Origin of the sequence: Variovorax sp. RCC_210 (assembly GCF_041355175.1) — a bacterium.
Lineage (GTDB): Bacteria > Pseudomonadota > Gammaproteobacteria > Burkholderiales > Burkholderiaceae_C > Variovorax.
This window is the reverse complement of sequence record NZ_JBFUPJ010000014.1, coordinates 132,044-146,906: the sequence shown is the minus strand read 5'-3', so window position 1 is coordinate 146,906 and position 14,863 is coordinate 132,044. Positions and strand designations below refer to the sequence as shown.

The 14,863-nt window shown below is 65.8% G+C and carries 14 protein-coding genes; 6 read left to right on the top strand and 8 right to left on the bottom strand.

What is annotated here, in order from left to right:
• Positions 1–7 precede the first annotated feature (7 nt).
• The 4 genes from AB6807_RS30405 to AB6807_RS30390 are packed head-to-tail and all read right to left on the bottom strand — an operon-like array spanning position 8 to position 5,154.
• Complete coding sequence (locus tag AB6807_RS30405; RefSeq protein ID WP_371087560.1) at positions 8–1,453, bottom strand: coniferyl aldehyde dehydrogenase; 1,446 nt, start codon at positions 1,451–1,453, stop codon at positions 8–10.
• A 20-nt stretch (positions 1,454–1,473) separates the two neighbouring features.
• The gene (locus AB6807_RS30400) at positions 1,474–2,451 is read right to left on the bottom strand and encodes a quinone oxidoreductase (protein WP_371087477.1); all 978 of its coding nucleotides are present in this window, start codon (positions 2,449–2,451) and stop codon (positions 1,474–1,476) included.
• 23 nt (positions 2,452–2,474) lie between these two features.
• Positions 2,475–4,235 (bottom strand): amidohydrolase family protein, encoded by a 1,761-nt coding sequence (locus AB6807_RS30395; RefSeq protein ID WP_371087476.1) that lies wholly within the window; start codon positions 4,233–4,235, stop codon positions 2,475–2,477.
• A gap of 46 nt (positions 4,236–4,281) precedes the next feature.
• A complete protein-coding gene (locus tag AB6807_RS30390; protein ID WP_371087475.1) occupies positions 4,282–5,154 on the bottom strand; it encodes an alpha/beta fold hydrolase in 873 nt (290 codons plus the stop codon).
• Positions 5,155–5,308: 154 nt separating this feature from the next.
• Here AB6807_RS30390 and AB6807_RS30385 point away from each other — a divergent pair, with 154 nt between their 5' ends.
• The gene (locus AB6807_RS30385) at positions 5,309–5,872 is read left to right on the top strand and encodes a TetR/AcrR family transcriptional regulator (protein ID WP_371087474.1); all 564 of its coding nucleotides are present in this window, start codon (positions 5,309–5,311) and stop codon (positions 5,870–5,872) included.
• A 33-nt stretch (positions 5,873–5,905) separates the two neighbouring features.
• Here the strand turns inward: AB6807_RS30385 and AB6807_RS30380 are convergent, their stop codons facing one another.
• Complete coding sequence (locus tag AB6807_RS30380) at positions 5,906–6,610, bottom strand: TetR/AcrR family transcriptional regulator (protein WP_371087473.1); 705 nt, start codon at positions 6,608–6,610, stop codon at positions 5,906–5,908.
• Between the two features lie 211 nt (positions 6,611–6,821).
• Here AB6807_RS30380 and AB6807_RS30375 point away from each other — a divergent pair, with 211 nt between their 5' ends.
• The 4 genes from AB6807_RS30375 to fahA are packed head-to-tail and all read left to right on the top strand — an operon-like array spanning position 6,822 to position 11,565.
• Positions 6,822–7,787, top strand: coding sequence for a Bug family tripartite tricarboxylate transporter substrate binding protein (locus tag AB6807_RS30375; RefSeq protein ID WP_371087472.1), 966 nt, complete (start codon positions 6,822–6,824; stop codon positions 7,785–7,787).
• A complete protein-coding gene (locus tag AB6807_RS30370) occupies positions 7,787–8,560 on the top strand; it encodes a cyclase family protein (protein WP_371087471.1) in 774 nt (257 codons plus the stop codon). Before AB6807_RS30375 ends, AB6807_RS30370 begins: the two co-directional genes overlap by 1 nt.
• Before the next feature lie 15 nt (positions 8,561–8,575).
• Complete coding sequence (locus tag AB6807_RS30365; RefSeq protein ID WP_371087470.1) at positions 8,576–10,270, top strand: CocE/NonD family hydrolase; 1,695 nt, start codon at positions 8,576–8,578, stop codon at positions 10,268–10,270.
• Complete coding sequence (fahA, locus tag AB6807_RS30360) at positions 10,267–11,565, top strand: fumarylacetoacetase (RefSeq protein ID WP_371087469.1); 1,299 nt, start codon at positions 10,267–10,269, stop codon at positions 11,563–11,565. The genes AB6807_RS30365 and fahA overlap by 4 nt, the downstream gene beginning before the upstream one ends.
• Here fahA and AB6807_RS30355 read toward each other — a convergent pair.
• Positions 11,531–12,004: a MerR family transcriptional regulator gene (locus tag AB6807_RS30355; RefSeq protein ID WP_371087468.1), complete on the bottom strand. Its 474-nt coding sequence runs from the start codon at positions 12,002–12,004 to the stop codon at positions 11,531–11,533. The genes fahA and AB6807_RS30355 overlap by 35 nt on opposite strands.
• Before the next feature lie 103 nt (positions 12,005–12,107).
• Between AB6807_RS30355 and AB6807_RS30350 the strand changes: the two genes are divergently transcribed.
• A complete protein-coding gene (locus tag AB6807_RS30350) occupies positions 12,108–12,854 on the top strand; it encodes an alpha/beta fold hydrolase (protein ID WP_371087467.1) in 747 nt (248 codons plus the stop codon).
• 32 nt (positions 12,855–12,886) lie between these two features.
• On the opposite strand, the gene AB6807_RS30345 is transcribed toward AB6807_RS30350, so the two are convergent.
• Positions 12,887–13,696: a DUF1266 domain-containing protein gene (locus tag AB6807_RS30345; protein ID WP_371087466.1), complete on the bottom strand. Its 810-nt coding sequence runs from the start codon at positions 13,694–13,696 to the stop codon at positions 12,887–12,889.
• Between the two features lie 193 nt (positions 13,697–13,889).
• Entirely contained in the window at positions 13,890–14,675 is a 786-nt protein-coding gene (locus AB6807_RS30340) for a DeoR/GlpR family DNA-binding transcription regulator (protein WP_371087465.1), read from the bottom strand.
• Positions 14,676–14,863: the final 188 nt, after the last annotated feature.

Here is a 14,863-nt window from a genome sequence, read left to right as displayed (position 1 = left end):
GGTCGCCTTACCCCAGAATTCTCAGCACCTTCATCATTCGCGCCAGTCTTGCGCCATACGGCGGATACAGCAGTGCGCCGCCAGACCAGCGCGACTGCACCAGCACGGCCTTCTGGTGCGTGAAGCGCAAGAAGCCGCTTTCGCCGTGATAGCTCCCGATGCCGCTGTCGCCCACGCCGCCGAATGGCAGGTTGTCGTGGGCGATGTGCAGCAGTGTGTCGTTGACCGTGACGCCTCCGCTGACCGTTTGCCGGAGCACGCGATCGCGCTTTGCGGTGTCGGTGCCGAACCAGTAGAGCGCGAGCGGGCGCGGACGGGCGTTGACGTAGCGCACCGCGTCCTCGATGCCGTCGTAGGTCAGCACGGGCAGCAAGGGGCCGAAGATTTCTTCGTGCAGCAATCGCGCCTCCGGCTGTACGCCGAACACCAGCGCCGGGGCCATCTGGCGCATGTTTGCGGGGCCCCGCTCTGCGGCGGTTTGCTCAACGCGCGCGCCCGATGCGCGGGCTTCGTCGAGCATCGACTGGAGGCGCGCCAGATGAGGCCCTGTCAGGATCGCCGCGTAGTCGGGGTTGCCTGAGATGTGCGGAAAGAGCCGCGCCACCGCGCGCTTCCAGGCCGCCGCAAAGGCGTCTTCACAACCGCGCGGCAGCAACAGGTAGTCGGGTGCGATGCAGGTCTGCCCCGCGTTGAGCAACTTGCCGTGCGCGATGCGCAGCGCGGCGGTGTCCAGGTCGGCGGAGGCATCGGCGATGCAGGGCGACTTGCCACCGAGCTCCAGCGTCACGGGCGTGAGGTTGGCTGCCGCGGCCAGCGCCACCTTGCGGCCGACGGCGGTGGAGCCCGTGAAGAACAGGTGGTCGAAGGGCAATGCAGAAAATGCCGAGGCCAGCTCGGCATCGCCCGTCACCACCGCGAATTCGTCCTGCGAAAAAGATGCCGCCACCAACCGCGCAAGCAGCTCGGATGTGTGCGGCGTCAGCTCGCTCGGTTTCAGCATCACGCGGTTGCCCGCCGCCAGCGCGGTGGCGGCCGGTCCGAGCGACAGCTGCAACGGGTAGTTCCATGGCGAGATCACACCAACCACCCCGAGCGGCTGCCGCTGCACACAGGCACGCGCCGGCTGCAGATAGATCGGCGTGCCAACGCGCTGCGGCCGGCTCCAGCGCGCCAGGTTCTTCGACAGCTGGCGCATGAGGTTGTGCAGCACGAACAGGTCCGCCACTGCGGTGAGTGCCGGCGAGCGCACCCCGAAATCCGCCTCGACCGCCGCGGACAGCGCCGCGTTGTGCGCGTCGACCATCGCGCTCAGGCGCCGCAGGCGGTCGCGGCGAATCTCGAGCGGAACGTCGATGGCTTCGCGGCTCGCTTGGCGCTGCGTCTCGAAGAGCGCGAGCATCGATCGGTCGGTGCACTGGCTGCGGGCCGGTGAACGACCATCGCCTGGAGACATGTCGCTCACCCGATGTCTCCTCACTCAGGCATCAGCAGCAGGGAGCCCGTGGTCTTCTTCGCCTCGGCGTCGCGGTGGGCGTCGACCACGTCGGCCAGTCGATACCGCGCCGCGGCATCGACCTTGACCATGCCGCGCCTGTACGCCTCGAAGACATCCGCCGCGTTCGACAGCAGCGCCGTCGTCGTGGCGTTGTGGGGGAACACGGAAGGCCGCGTCAGGAAGAGGCAGCCCTTGCGGTTGAGCCATTCAGGGTCGATGGGGGGCGTGGCGCCCGAGCTCGATCCGTAGATCACCAGCAGGCCGAAGGGCTCCAGCGCGTCGGCGGATTCCTCGAAGGTCGCCAGCCCCACCGAGTCGTACACGACGGTGGCCTTGCGCCCCGCCACGGCGGTCACCACGTCCGCGAGCCTGTCGCGCCCGATGACCGACACGCCGTCCGCGCCCAATGCCCGTATCTGCGCGACCTTGTTGGGCGAACTGGTCACACCAATCACCTTGGCGCCCAGGCCCTTGGCCCAGCCGACCAGGAGAGCGCCGACACCGCCCGCGGCAGCATGCACCACGACCACGTCCTGGGCGCCTACCGCCCGGGTCTTGCGCACGAGGTACTGGGCGGTGAGCCCCTTGAAAAGAATCGACGCGGCGACCTCGTCGCCGATGTCGTCCGGCAGCGGAACGACCTTGGCGGCGTCCACGTTGCGAATCGAGGCGTACGCACCCGGTCCGGCGGTGGCGGTGGCAACCCGGTCGCCCGGCTGCAGGTGGGTCACGCCGTCTCCCACGTCGACCACGACGCCCGCGGCTTCATGGCCCAGGCCGGCAGGCAGCGGCAGTGCGTTGGCGCCACGGCGCTGGTAGACATCGATGAAGTTGAAACCGATGGCGGTGTTGCGCATGCGAACCTGGCCAGGGCCGGGCGCGGCAATGTCCACTTCGCGCAGTTTCATTTGCTCGGCGGGCCCGTAGGCGTCGATCAGTACGTTCAGGGATTTCACGGTGGTCCAGACTGGGTTGGGTTTCAAAGCAAGGGAGCGCGCAACAACGCGCCGGGGGTCGCGCCGGTGAGCTGGTCGCCGCGGGAGACGACCTGACCCGCCACGAGCGTCGCCACGTAGCCCTGCGCGTCCTGCAGGATCCGCTTGCCGCCGGCGGGCAGGTCGGCGGCCACATAGGGCATGCCCAGCGACAGGCGCTCGAGGTCGATGACGTTCAGGTCCGCCGCCATGCCCACGGCAAGGCGGCCACGGTCCTGCATGCGGAAATGGGCCGCCTGGTCGCCGGTCATCATCTGCACGGCGCGTTCCAGCGAAAGACGCCGGCCCTTGGCCCTGTCGCGCACCCAGTGCTGCAGCAAGAACGTGGGGAAGGCCCCGTCGCTGATGGTGGCCACATGCGCGCCCGAATCGCCCAGGCCCAACTGGGCCAGGGGATGGAAGAGCATCTGCTCGACGACCGAGAAGTCGCCGCTCAGGTAGTTGTAGATGGGGAAATACACGAACGCCAGCCCCTCTTCGGCGGCCAGCGCCAACGCCAGTTCTTCCACGACGGTTCTGCCGGACGCGAGGCTGCGCGCATGGATGGACGTGCGCAGGTCGGGCTCGTAGTTCACGCCGCGGTCGATGGGGAACATCATCTTGGCCACCTCCGAGAGGTTCTGGATGGCGGCGTCGGCGGCGGGCGGAATGGCATTGCCGGCCTGCGACAACTTCATGGGCGTGTCTTGCGCCAACGCCTTCAGGAACGCGTCCTGCCGCATGGCCTGCACGCGCTCGGCCAGCGGCAGCCCTGCCACTGCGTGGTAGGTCGCAAAGGCCAGCAGCGGATTGAAACTGGTGCTCAGCGACATCAACGTGCCGATGCCGCGCGGCGCACATTGCAGTCGGAAGTGCGAGCCCTTGGCGTTGGCTGCGGTGGCGCGTTCCGCGATACGGCTCCACTGCGCGTCGGCGCCCATGCGCTGCATCCACGAGACCGTGATCGGTCGAGCTGCCGCGTTGGCCATGCTCTCCAGCAGGTCGAACTCGGCATGGAAGTGGCCGCCTCCCTGTGCCTGGTCGAAGTCGGACACGGCCGAGAGTGTTCTGAAGGGCAGCTCCTTCAGCACCGAGGCGATGCCGACCAGCTCTTCTTCGTTGGCGATCGATGCCGGCGTGTCCTTGCCGTCGGCCATTCGGTGTCCGTCGGTGCGCCCGGTGCTGAAGGCCCAGGCCCCGGCCATCAACCCTTCCTTCACCAGCTCGCGCATCCTGGCGATGTCGTCCGCGGTGGCGGGTTCCCGCCTTTCGGCCCGCTCGCCCATGACATAGAGCCGCACCGGATCGTGAGGGACTTGCGTCGCGACGTTGATGGTGCGCCGCCCGGCGTCCAACCGGTCGAGGTATTGGCCGAAGCCTTCCCACTTCCAGTCGAGGCCTTCGGCCAGGGCGGTTCCGGGGATGTCTTCGACGCCTTCCATCAGGCGGATCAACACCTCTTCCTGCCCAGGCCTCAAGGGCGCGAAACCCACGCCGCAATTCCCCATGAACGCGGTCGTGACGCCATGCTGGACCGACGGCGCCATCGTTTCGTCCCATATCGCCTGGCCGTCGTAGTGGGTATGCACATCGATGAAGCCGGGCGTGACGATGGCACCTTGCGCATCGATGGTCTGGCGCGCCGATGCCGTGGTCTTGCCGATCTCTTCGATCCGCCCCTGGCGGATGGCGATGTCGCCCGTGAAGGGCGCCGCACCCGATCCGTCGACGATGGTGCCGCCGCGGATGATCACATCCATTTCCATGATTTTTCCTTTGAGATGTTGAACGCTCGCACCTGTGCGCAGGTGCTCATGCCTCGATGGAGCGAAGGGTCCTGACCCATTCCAGCAAGGCGCGCAGCACGGTTTGCGGCGCTTCAACCTGCGGAAAGTGCCCCGCCCGGACTTCGGTGACCTGCGAGCGCGGCAGCAACACGCGGGCATGGTCGAGCACGTGCTTGCCTGAAACAGGGTCGTCGATGCCCCAGACGAGCGCCAGCGGCCGATCGAACTGCTGCACGCTCTGCATCCACTGGCTGCCGAACTTCTTTCGTTCCGCGATGTACTGCAAATGGTCGGGGCTCAGCAGATGGCCGTTGCCGCGGCTGAAGTGCTGCCACAGCGCTTCCAGGTACGCCGGCTTCGGCGGCGTCGGGCCCCACACCCCGGCCATCGACTTCTTGAACGACTTCGCCGACAGCGAACGGACCAGGTGCCTGCCCAGTGGCTTGTATGCCAGCAGCCGTTGCCGCAGGGTCGGGCGGTAGAGGTGGTGGTAGATGCTGGAATTGAGAAAGGCCGCGCCCGTGACTTCGACCGGGCTGTGCCCCATGCGCCAGCGATGGATGATCTGCTGCAGCAGGATGCCGCCGAGGTCATGCCCTACGAAAGCGGCACGCCGAATGCCGAGCTGCTGGCACAAGCGCAGCAACCTGTCGGTGTGCGCACGCACCGAATAGTCGGCACCGGCCGGCTTGCTCGAACGACCGTAGCCCAGCATGTCGTGCACGAGCACCCGGGCCTGGCCGGCGAGGCCCGGTGCCACGTCGGCCCAGTCGTCGGACGACGCCGGAAAGCCGTGCAGCAGGACGATCCATTCGCCCTCGCCTTCACTATCGCCCGAGGTTTGAAACCACAAACCTTCAGGGTTGAGCTGGCCTGTCATGCGCTGAGTATCGTTCATTCACATACCAATCAGTATTTGAATTCAATTAAGCATCCAAACACGCAGTGGTACAGTCGGTGGAAACCCTCACCCCTGTTTGACCGCTATCAACATGCCCCGACTCAGTCGCGCCGAAAGCCAGATCCAGACGCGTGGTCGCCTGATCGACGCAATGACCGACCTCGTCGTCGAAAAAGGCTACCGAGGCGCATCGCTGGACGCGATCTGCGAGCGCGCCGGCTATTCACGCGGCGCGTTCCACGCGCATTTCGGTTCGCGCGACGAGTTGATGCTTGCGAGCCTCGAGCGTCATCTCGACGAGGAAGTCTCGAAGATCGATGCTGTTCTCAAGGACACGATCTCCGTCGAGGAGCTGCCCAATCGGCTGTCCCGGTACTACGCGGCGGGGCCGAACCGCGTGAAGTGGTGCATGTTGCAGATCGAGTTCCAGCTGTATGCGGCACGCGAAGAGGAACTGGCCGGGCAGTTCGACGAATTGCTGCGCGGCTTCAGGGAACGCATCGCCGAGCGCATCGAGCGCACGTTCGAAGCGAAGATCAAGCTCCCCGTGTCCGCCCTCGACCTGGCCGCCGTGCTGCTGGCCATCAGCTACGGCACCGCATTGCAGCGCGCCACTGACACCCGAATCTCAGGCAAGGCCGCGAGCTGGGGCATTTCCTCTCTGGTCGGCCAACTGGTCACCCAGCAAAAACAGGCGCCGGTTCAGAAGAAGTAGCCTGTGTGCCCGAGAGCAGGCGCGCCGCCGGGCTCACGCCTTGGGCTGAGACCGCGCTTTTGAACGCGGGCCCGGACTTTCGGCGGAAGCGCTCATGCCTCCGACAAGAAATCGCATCAAGGCAGCCCTGAGGCTGCGCGTGTCCGCCGCGTCGAGCTTGCCGGCGGAGATTGCCGCAACGCGGTTGTTCTTGCTTCTGTCCGTTGCGGTCAGAACGACGGTGCTGGTCATGAACATGTAGCGCCAGACCAGTTCGTCCTGGCTGGCATGCGGAATGGCCAGTGCAAGTGCGCTGACGTATTTCTTCGCCATGGGGTCGAAGTGCGAATGAACCAGCCTTTTGGTCATTTCGGTCGGCGCGTCGCGGTGCTTGAGGATCAGCTGGGCCAGCAACGCACCTTCGTTGCTGAGCGCCTCCCCGAAATACGGCTCCGTGAAGGTGTCGATGATGGCTTCCAGCGAGGGCCTTGCATTGGCTTCGGCCGCTGTCTTCAGCAGCGCCTTCAGTGCGGCGAGGCGCTGCTTGTTCACGTGAATGGCCACCTCCTCGAACACCGCCTCTTCCAGAGCGGATCTGCTTCCGAAGTAGTAGTTGACGGCCGCGATGTTCACGCCGGCTTGCGTCGTCAGTTCGCGCAGCGGAACGTTGTTGGCCCCATGCTCGGCAAACATCGATACGGCCGCCTTGATGATTTTCGTTTTCGCGTCGTCGGTAGGGGTGTCAAACGTCGGTCTCATACGTGCGATTGATTATGCATGCAACCATGCATCGCCCTTCCCTCGCCACAAGGCGGCACCGGTACACATTCGAAATGGGAGGAGCCGTTCGCCCTCTTCGCTCGTCATGTAAAACACCTACTTGAAACATCTGTTTGATTGGCGATATGATCGATTCCGGGACACGACCCGGCACGACGGGGCTGTGCCTACTTTCCAGGAGACAAACATCATGTTGAATCGGCGCGAAGCGCTCGTAGGTGCTGCGGCATCGCTCACACTGCCGTTCGCGAGGGCGAACGTCCAGCTTCCGGACACCCTTCGGATCGTCGTGCCCTTCTCCGCCGGTGGAGCACTGGACGGCATGGCCCGCATCTTTGCGGAAACCTACCGGCAGATCACGGGGCGCAATTGCATCGTGGACAACAAGCCGGGGGCAGCCACGACCATTGGCGCGGCGGAGGTGTCGCGGGCAAAGCCCGATGGCTCCGTGGTGCTGTGGACAACGGGCGGCCACCTGACGAACGGGGTGCTGATGAAGAAGCTGCCGTACCACCCCATCAACAGCTTCACACCGCTGACCATGGTGTATTCCACCGACGGGTTCGCGCTTCTCCATCGTGCGAACGGGCCGTTCAATTCGGTGGCGGACGTGATTGCCGCGGCGAAGAAGAACCCGGGAAAGATCGGCTACGCGTCTTCAGGCAACGGCAACACCACCCATGTCGTCGGCGCGCTGTTCGCCAGAAACGCGGGCATCGAGCTGATTCACGTGCCGTACAAGAGCACGCCGCTCACCGATGTCATCAGCGGCGTGGTGGACCTCACCTTCATCGCCCCTTCCTCGGTGATGCAGTACATCGAGTCCAAGCGGCTCAAGGCACTGGCGATCACCGGCAGCAAGCGCGCGGAAACACTGCCCGACGTCCCGACATTCGCGGAGCTTGGCATGCCGGGTGTCGACATCTCTGCGTGGATCGGAATGCTCGCTCCACCCAAGATGCCCGCGGGTGTGCTGCAGGCGCTTTTCGACGGCGTGGCCAAAACCCTGGCGGAGCCTTCGTTCCAAACCAAGATGACCGGCTTCGGCAACAAGGTGTCGGGAATGCCGCCGCAGCAGTTCAGCGCGTACCTGGAAAAAGAGCTTGCGCTGTACCAACGAGTTCTTCCTCCCCTTGGCATTGAAATGGATTCCTGATGTTCAGCAAAATCATCGACCTGTCGATCTACCTCGAGAACGACGTCATTTCCGACCCGCCCGCTTTCGCGCCGAAGATTCACTACATGAATCACAAGGAAAGCTTCAGCCGCATGGCGCAGTTCTTTCCGGGGCTTCAGCCAGGCGACCTGCCCGACGGCGAGGCCTGGGCCGTGGAGAAGGTCGAACTCAGCACCCACAACGGCACCCACCTCGACGCACCGTGGCACTTCGCCTCGACCATGAACAAGGGAGAGGCGGCCATCACCATCGACCAGGTGCCGCTGGAGTGGTGCATGCAGCCCGGCGTGAAGCTGGACTTTCGGCACTTTCCGGACGGCTACGTCGTCCAGGCCGAAGACGTCGAAGCGGAACTGCGGCGCATCGGCCATGCGCTGGCGCCGTTCGAGATCGTCGTCATCAACACGCGCGCGGGCAGCCGGTACGGCCAGCCCGACTTCGTCCAGGCCGGTTGCGGCATGGGCTACGGCGCGACCATGTACCTGCTGGAGCGAGGCGTGCGCGTCACGGGAACCGACGCATGGAGCTGGGACGCCCCCTTTCAATACACCGCGGAGAACTACAAGCGCGACAAGGACCCGGCCATCATCTGGGAAGGCCACAAGGCAGGCCGGGACATCGGCTACTGCCATCTGGAAAAGCTGCACAACCTCGAGGCACTGCCCCACGACGGCTTCACGATCTCGTGCTTTCCGGCGAAGGTCCGGGGCGGCTCGGCCGGGTGGACACGCGCGGTCGCAATCTTCCAGTAGCAAAGGGACACGCAAATGATCTTCGAGAAAAACGTCCCCATCACGCTGCGAGACGGATCGGTCCTGCGGGCCAATGTCTTCAGGCCGAACGATGACCGCCCCGTGCCGGTGCTGATGACGCACGGTCCCTACGGGAAAGACGCCCACTTCGGGGAGGCGTTCAAGCCCCAGTGGGACGAGCTGAAGCGCCTCTACCCGGGCATCGACTCCGACGGAAGCTCCGGCAGGTACATCCGCTGGGAGGTTGCAGACCCGGAGCGGTGGATTCCCTCGGGCTACGCGATCGTCGTGGTGGACAGTCGCGGCGCCGGCGAATCGCCGGGCAAGCTGTGGGTGTGGTCGCCCCAGGAGGTGGAAGACTATTACGACAGCATCGAATGGGCCGGCACGCAGAGCTGGTCGAACGGAAAGGTCGGGCTGCTCGGGGTCTCGTACTACGCCATGAACCAGTGGCAGGTCGCCGCGCTGCAGCCGCCTCACCTGGCCGCCATTTGTCCGTGGGAAGGGGCGAGCGACTTCTACCGCGACGCCAGCCACCACGGCGGGATCTTCGGCAACACCTTCTTCGAAATGTGGTTCCCGAAGCAGATCCTGTCGGTGCAGAACGGCAACGCGAACAGCCCGTACCGCGACCGGGACACCCAGGGCACGACCACCGGCACTCCCATCGACGACGAGGCACTGCGCGCGAACCGGGTCGATGTGATCGACGAGTTCCGCTCGCGCCCCGTGGTCGACGGCTGGTACGACGAACGAACAGCGAAGCTCGCGGACATTCAGGTGCCGGTTCTCTCCGCGGGCAACTGGGGCGGCATGGGCCTGCACCTGCGCGGAAACGTCCAGGGGTTTCTCGGCGCGGGGTCTGGCCAGAAATGGCTGCAGATGCACGGAGGAACCCATTGGGAGTCGTTCTACCTGCCGGAGTATGTGCAGTTGCAGAAACGCTTCTTCGACCGCTTTCTCAAAGGCGAAGACAACGGCTGGGACCGGTTGCCCCCGGTGATGCTGGAGGTTCGGCATGCTGACCGCTTCGAGCCGCGCCTCGAGAACGAATGGCCGCTGGCGCGGACCGAATGGACGCGCCTGTTCCTCGATGCGGCAACCCGGACGATGGGACCTCGCGCCTTCGCCGAGGCAGAAGAAGCCTCGTACGAAGCACCGGGACCGGGCGTGGAATTCTTGAGCGACCCGATGCAGGCCGAGACCGAGTTCACCGGCCCGCTGGCTGCCGTGCTCTGGATACGTTCGAGCACGGCGGACATGGATCTGTTCGTCACCATCCGGGCGTACGACCCTGAAGGCCGCGAGGTGCTGTTCCGCGGGGCCACGGACCCGGCGGTGCCCATTGCGCAGGGGTGGCTGCGCGCCTCGCATCGCAAGACCGATCCGCAGAAGTCGCGGCCGTGGCAGCCCCATCACACCCATCGAGAGATCGAGCCGCTGGTGCCGGGTGAAGACTATCGCGTCGAGGTCGAGATCTGGCCGACATCGATCGTGCTTCCCGCGGGCTACAGGCTGGCCATTCGGATCGATGCGCGCGACTTCGAACGCGAAGGCGCCACCGGTCCGCGCAAGGGATCGGGACCGTTCCTGCACACGGACCCGCAGGACAGGAGGCCCGACCTGCATGCGGGGCAGCACACGATCCTCACGGGAGGAAGGTACGACTCGCACCTGATCCTGCCGCTGATTCCCAAGGCTGCCTCTTGAGCGCGCCGCACGACACCCACGCGCCCGATCTCATGAGTTGGGTCGAAGCCGCGAACGATCCGGGTTGCCCGTTTCCGATCCAGAACCTGCCGTTCGGACGCTTCCGGCGCGAGCCGAACGCGCCCTGGTCCATCGGTGTCGCCATCGGCGACAAGGTGCTCGACCTTTGCGGCGCGGGCCTGGTCGACAGCGGCGACATGGCGCAGTTGCTCGCGCAGCCGGCGTCCCGGCGGCTTGCGCTGCGGGAGGCGATGTCCCTCGCGCTCCGGTGGGGAGGCGACGGTCAGAGGAAGCTGGCGCCGTCGCTGTTCCCGCTGACCGACGTCGAACTGGGACTTCCGTGCGACATACGGAACTACAGCGACTTCTTCATCGGCATCCACCATGCGTCGAACGCCGGTCGCCTCAACAGGCCGGATGCGCCGCTGCTTCCCAACTACCGCTGGGTACCCATCGGCTACCACGGGCGTGCTTCGACCGTGCAGGTCAGCGGACATGATTTTCCGCGGCCTAAGGGACAGGTCATGCGGGCGCATGCAACCCAGCCTGTGCTGCAGCCCAGCGAGCGCATGGACTTCGAACTCGAGATGGGCATCATCGTCGGCCAGGGCAATGCGCAAGGCACCAGCATCTCGATGGAGGCCGCCGAGCGGCATATCTTCGGCCTGACGCTTCTGAACGACTGGAGCGCCCGCGACCTGCAGGCGTGGGAAGCGCAGCCGCTGGGGCCGTTCCTGGCGAAGAGCTTCATGACCACGGTTTCCCCCTGGATCGTGACCACGGAAGCCCTGCGTCCGTTCCGAAAGCCCACCGCTCGGCCAAAGGGCGATCCCCAGCCTCTGCCTTACCTGGACAGCGAGCAGAACCGTGCCTCGGGCGCCGTGGACGTGGGGTTGGAGGTGTGGCTTCAAACCGCGGCCATGCGCGCATCGGGAAATGAAGGCGAATGCATCGTTCGCTCGAACTTTGCCGATGCGGCCTACTGGACCATGGCCCAGTTGATGGCCCACCACACCATCAATGGCTGTGCGCTTCTTGCCGGTGACCTGCTTGGAACGGGGACCCTCTCGGGCGCTGGTGACGGCGAAGCAGCCTGCCTGCTGGAGATCACCGGCGGTGGAAAGCAGCCCATCAAGCTGTCGAACGGGGAAGAACGCTACTTCCTGCAAGACGACGACACCGTGATCCTGCGCGGCCGATGCGAGCGGCCGGGGTACCGGTGGATCGGGTTCGGTGAGTGCAGGGCCACGGTGCGCGAGGCTATGGCCTTGCCGGCCTTCGATGCTGAGCGTTGAGCGAGGCTCCTGCACGCGACGCTCGCTTAGCCCCACTGCCGCCTGCCGCCGACGCCCCCACCCTCGGCGGCTCCGGCGGCGCGCCTGAGGCGCCAGCGCGCAGCCACGAGATCTTCGCGTCGATGAAGCGCACCATCGCCGCGAGCTCCTTCGCCTGCCGGCTGAGCTTCTCGCGCTGCGCGACCATGGTCTGCAGCATCACCTTGCGGCCGCCGGCGCGGCGCTCGTTCATCAGCAGCTTGATGTCGGCCAGCGACATGCCCATGGCCTGCCCCGCGCGAATGGCAGCCACGATGCGCATGTCCCGCGGCGAGAACTCCAGGTAAGGGCGCGCGCCGCCCGCCATGCCCGCACTGGGCGTCAGCAGCCCCTGGCGGACATAGAAGCGCACCGTGGCCACATTGAGGCCGGCCGCTTGCGAAAACTCTGCGATCCACATGAAGGTGCTCCGATGTGCCGAATGGCTTGACTGTGAACTGAACTTCATACTTATAACCAGCGCGTGACGTCGATCTACCGCAACCCCCATGGAAGAAATTGAAATGACCCACCCGACACCGCTGCTGCTCCTGCCCGGCCTGATGAACGACGAACGGGTGTGGGACCCGGTGCGCAAGGCGCTGCCAGCGGAACGCGAAGTCTTCGTGTCCCCCACCCACACCGCGGACAGCATCACGGCGCTGGCCGCCTCCGCGCTCGCCGCGATGGCGCCGGGCAAGTTCGCCGTCGCTGGCTTCTCCCTCGGCGGTTACGTGGCGGTCGAGGTGTGCCGGCAGGCGCCCGAGCGCATCGCGGGCATCGCGCTGCTCGACACCGGCGCGCGCGCCGATTCGGAAGAAGCCACGCAGAACCGCCGCCGCATGGTGGCCGCGCTGGGCTCGGGCAGCGCGAGCTTCGCGCAGGTGGCGGGCGGCTTCGCGCCCATCACGCTGCACCCCGCGCACGCGCAGGACGCGCAGCTGCTGCAGCTGCTCGGCGACATGGCGCGCAGCGTGGGCACCGAAGGCTTCACGCGCCAGCAGACGGCCGCCATGAACCGGCAGGACGGCCGCGACGTGCTGCGCACGCTGCACTGCCCCGCCCTGGTGCTGTGCGGCCGCGAAGACCAGATCACCCCGCCGGCGCTGAGCGAGGAAATGGCGAGCCTGCTGCCTGGCGATGTCGAGCTGGTGCTGGTGCCGCAGTCGGGCCACATGTCGACGCTGGAGCAGCCCGCGGCGGTGGTCGCGGCGTTCACTCGCTGGATCGCGCGCGTCGATGCGGGTGTGTCTTCAGCCGATGCGCGATGAAGTGACTGCCGCCAGCCCTCGCGCTCCGCTGCTCAACGAAACGCCGTGGTGCGGTAAGGGCTGCGCGCATCCTTCAGCAGCATGCGGTTGGTACGCAACAGGTGCTCCTCGCGCTCGTCTGAGTACCGCCAGATCAGCCCGCCCGCGATGTAGGCCGCGCTCACCTGCGGCCAGTCTGCATAGGCCTGCTGCACCTGCTGCTTGAGCCCCCCCGCGAAGCCCGCGAACTCCGCGCGGTCGATGAAGCCCAGCTGCACCGCCCAGCGCGACAGGCTCACGAGGCGCACCGCGTCCCATGCGACCAGGCTGGTAATTTGCGCCGGCGCCACCTTGAAGTGCTTGCGCAGCTCGTCCACCCACGAGCGGCTTTGCGTGACCACCTGCGATACGTCGGTGAACGAGAGCCCGCTCTGCGCCGACAGCGCCTTGTAGTCGAGGCTCTTGCGCGCCTTGATCTGGAAGAACGCGGGGAAGGTGCCCTCCACCAGCATGCGCACCAGCGGGTGGGTGGTCTGCACGGCGTCGTCGACGGCCGCGATGGCGCGCCACGCCGAGGCATAGGTGTCGCGCTGCCCCTCTTCCACCAGCCAGCGCGCCTTCTCCTCGAAGCTGGCGCGGTCGCCCACGCCCCACACCTGCTCGATGCCCTCGCGCAAGCCCTCGTCGTCCTTGCCCGTGGCCACCGCGTCGACGTGGTCGCCGTTGAAGGCGGAGAGCGGTGCGCTCAGCGTGACCAGCCAGGCCTCTTCCTGTGTGATGCGTGGCGTGGTGTCGGGTGCGTTGTCGAAGTGCAGCTTGTCGTTGTCCAGCAGTGCGTGGCCGACGAAATCCCTGAATCCCATGTGCTTCTCCCTGTGTCGAAAAAGGTATGCAGAAGCAGATTGCATCCGCATTGCTTGCATCGAATTTCTTATAGAAATCGGCCGCGCGCGGCTGTGACGCCGCACGGACCGGGGCGCATGTTAAGGGAGTTTCCAGATTGTTAAATGACGGCGGTGCGAGCGCCCGCGACCACAACGAGCACCGCGGCTTTCGCTACGCCTGCACCCGCGCGAACTCCACCGGCAGTTCCTTGAACTGCTTTTTCACCGCCGCCGTGGGGGCACCGCCCACCACGATGCGCGCGAACGACGCCAGCGGGCTGAAGAAGGCGGGCCGCAGCGTGCCCAGCTTGCTTTCGTCGACAACCAGGAAGCTCTGCGACGCGCTGCGTATCGCCGCCTGCTTCACCGGCACCTCGTGAAAGTTGGAGCAGCTCGCGCCGCGCTGCAGGTCAAGGCCGCCCGCCGAGATGAAGGCCTTGTTCACGCCCAGCTTGTTCAGGTACTGCAAGCCTTCGTCGGAGAAGAAAGTGGCCGACGAGGGGTGGTACAGCCCGCCCAGAAGCATCAGTTGCGTGTGGGGCCGGCGGCTCAGCACCGCGGCAATGTTGGTGGAGTAACACACCACGCTCAACGGCATGTCCGGCGGCAGCGCCTCGGCGAAGTGGACCATGGTGGTGCCGCAGTCGATGAACAGGCTGTCGTGCGGCTGCACCCATTGCGCCGCGTGCTCGCAGGCCAGGCGCTTGTTGGCGGCGTGCTGGTCGCTGGCCTCGTCGAGCGAGTAGCGCTCGGCACCCGGCAGCGTGGTCGCCAGCACGTAGCCACCGAGGGCCGAGAGCGGCGAATCGGCCGACGACAGGTCGCGCCGGATGGTCATCTCGGTCACGTCCAGCCGCTGCGCGGCCAGCTTGATCGGCAGCGGCCCGCCGGCCTCCACGAGCTCCTGCATCCTGGCCAGGCGCACGGCCCGGGCTTCGGCCCCAGCGGTTTTTCTCATGTTCGGCTTTCTTGCATCGATGGCTTCGAGTATCGGTCATCGGTTGATGCCTAATGTTATTGAAAAAACATCTTGCAGATTTAAATGTTATTGCAATAACATTCATGCCAACACGCCGTCGGCCCTGCACGACGGCACGCAACACACACCACCGTTGCAGTGCCTTGCAAGGCACTGCGGCCACGGAG

Excerpts from the sequence above, each read along its gene's own strand:
- AB6807_RS30345 (WP_371087466.1), bottom strand. The coding sequence starts at position 13,696 with ATGGGATTCAGGGATTTCGTCGGCCACGCACTGCTGGACAACGACAAG.
- AB6807_RS30370 (WP_371087471.1), top strand. The coding sequence starts at position 7,787 with ATGTTCAGCAAAATCATCGACCTGTCGATCTACCTCGAGAACGACGTC.
- AB6807_RS30380 (WP_371087473.1), bottom strand. The coding sequence starts at position 6,610 with ATGAGACCGACGTTTGACACCCCTACCGACGACGCGAAAACGAAAATC.
- AB6807_RS30375 (WP_371087472.1), top strand. The coding sequence starts at position 6,822 with ATGTTGAATCGGCGCGAAGCGCTCGTAGGTGCTGCGGCATCGCTCACA.
- AB6807_RS30340 (WP_371087465.1), bottom strand. The coding sequence starts at position 14,675 with ATGAGAAAAACCGCTGGGGCCGAAGCCCGGGCCGTGCGCCTGGCCAGG.
- AB6807_RS30350 (WP_371087467.1), top strand. The coding sequence starts at position 12,108 with ATGACCCACCCGACACCGCTGCTGCTCCTGCCCGGCCTGATGAACGAC.
- AB6807_RS30355 (WP_371087468.1), bottom strand. The coding sequence starts at position 12,004 with ATGTGGATCGCAGAGTTTTCGCAAGCGGCCGGCCTCAATGTGGCCACG.
- AB6807_RS30365 (WP_371087470.1), top strand. The coding sequence starts at position 8,576 with ATGATCTTCGAGAAAAACGTCCCCATCACGCTGCGAGACGGATCGGTC.
- AB6807_RS30385 (WP_371087474.1), top strand. The coding sequence starts at position 5,309 with ATGACCGACCTCGTCGTCGAAAAAGGCTACCGAGGCGCATCGCTGGAC.
- AB6807_RS30395 (WP_371087476.1), bottom strand. The coding sequence starts at position 4,235 with ATGGAAATGGATGTGATCATCCGCGGCGGCACCATCGTCGACGGATCG.
- AB6807_RS30405 (WP_371087560.1), bottom strand. The coding sequence starts at position 1,453 with ATGTCTCCAGGCGATGGTCGTTCACCGGCCCGCAGCCAGTGCACCGAC.
- AB6807_RS30390 (WP_371087475.1), bottom strand. The coding sequence starts at position 5,154 with ATGAACGATACTCAGCGCATGACAGGCCAGCTCAACCCTGAAGGTTTG.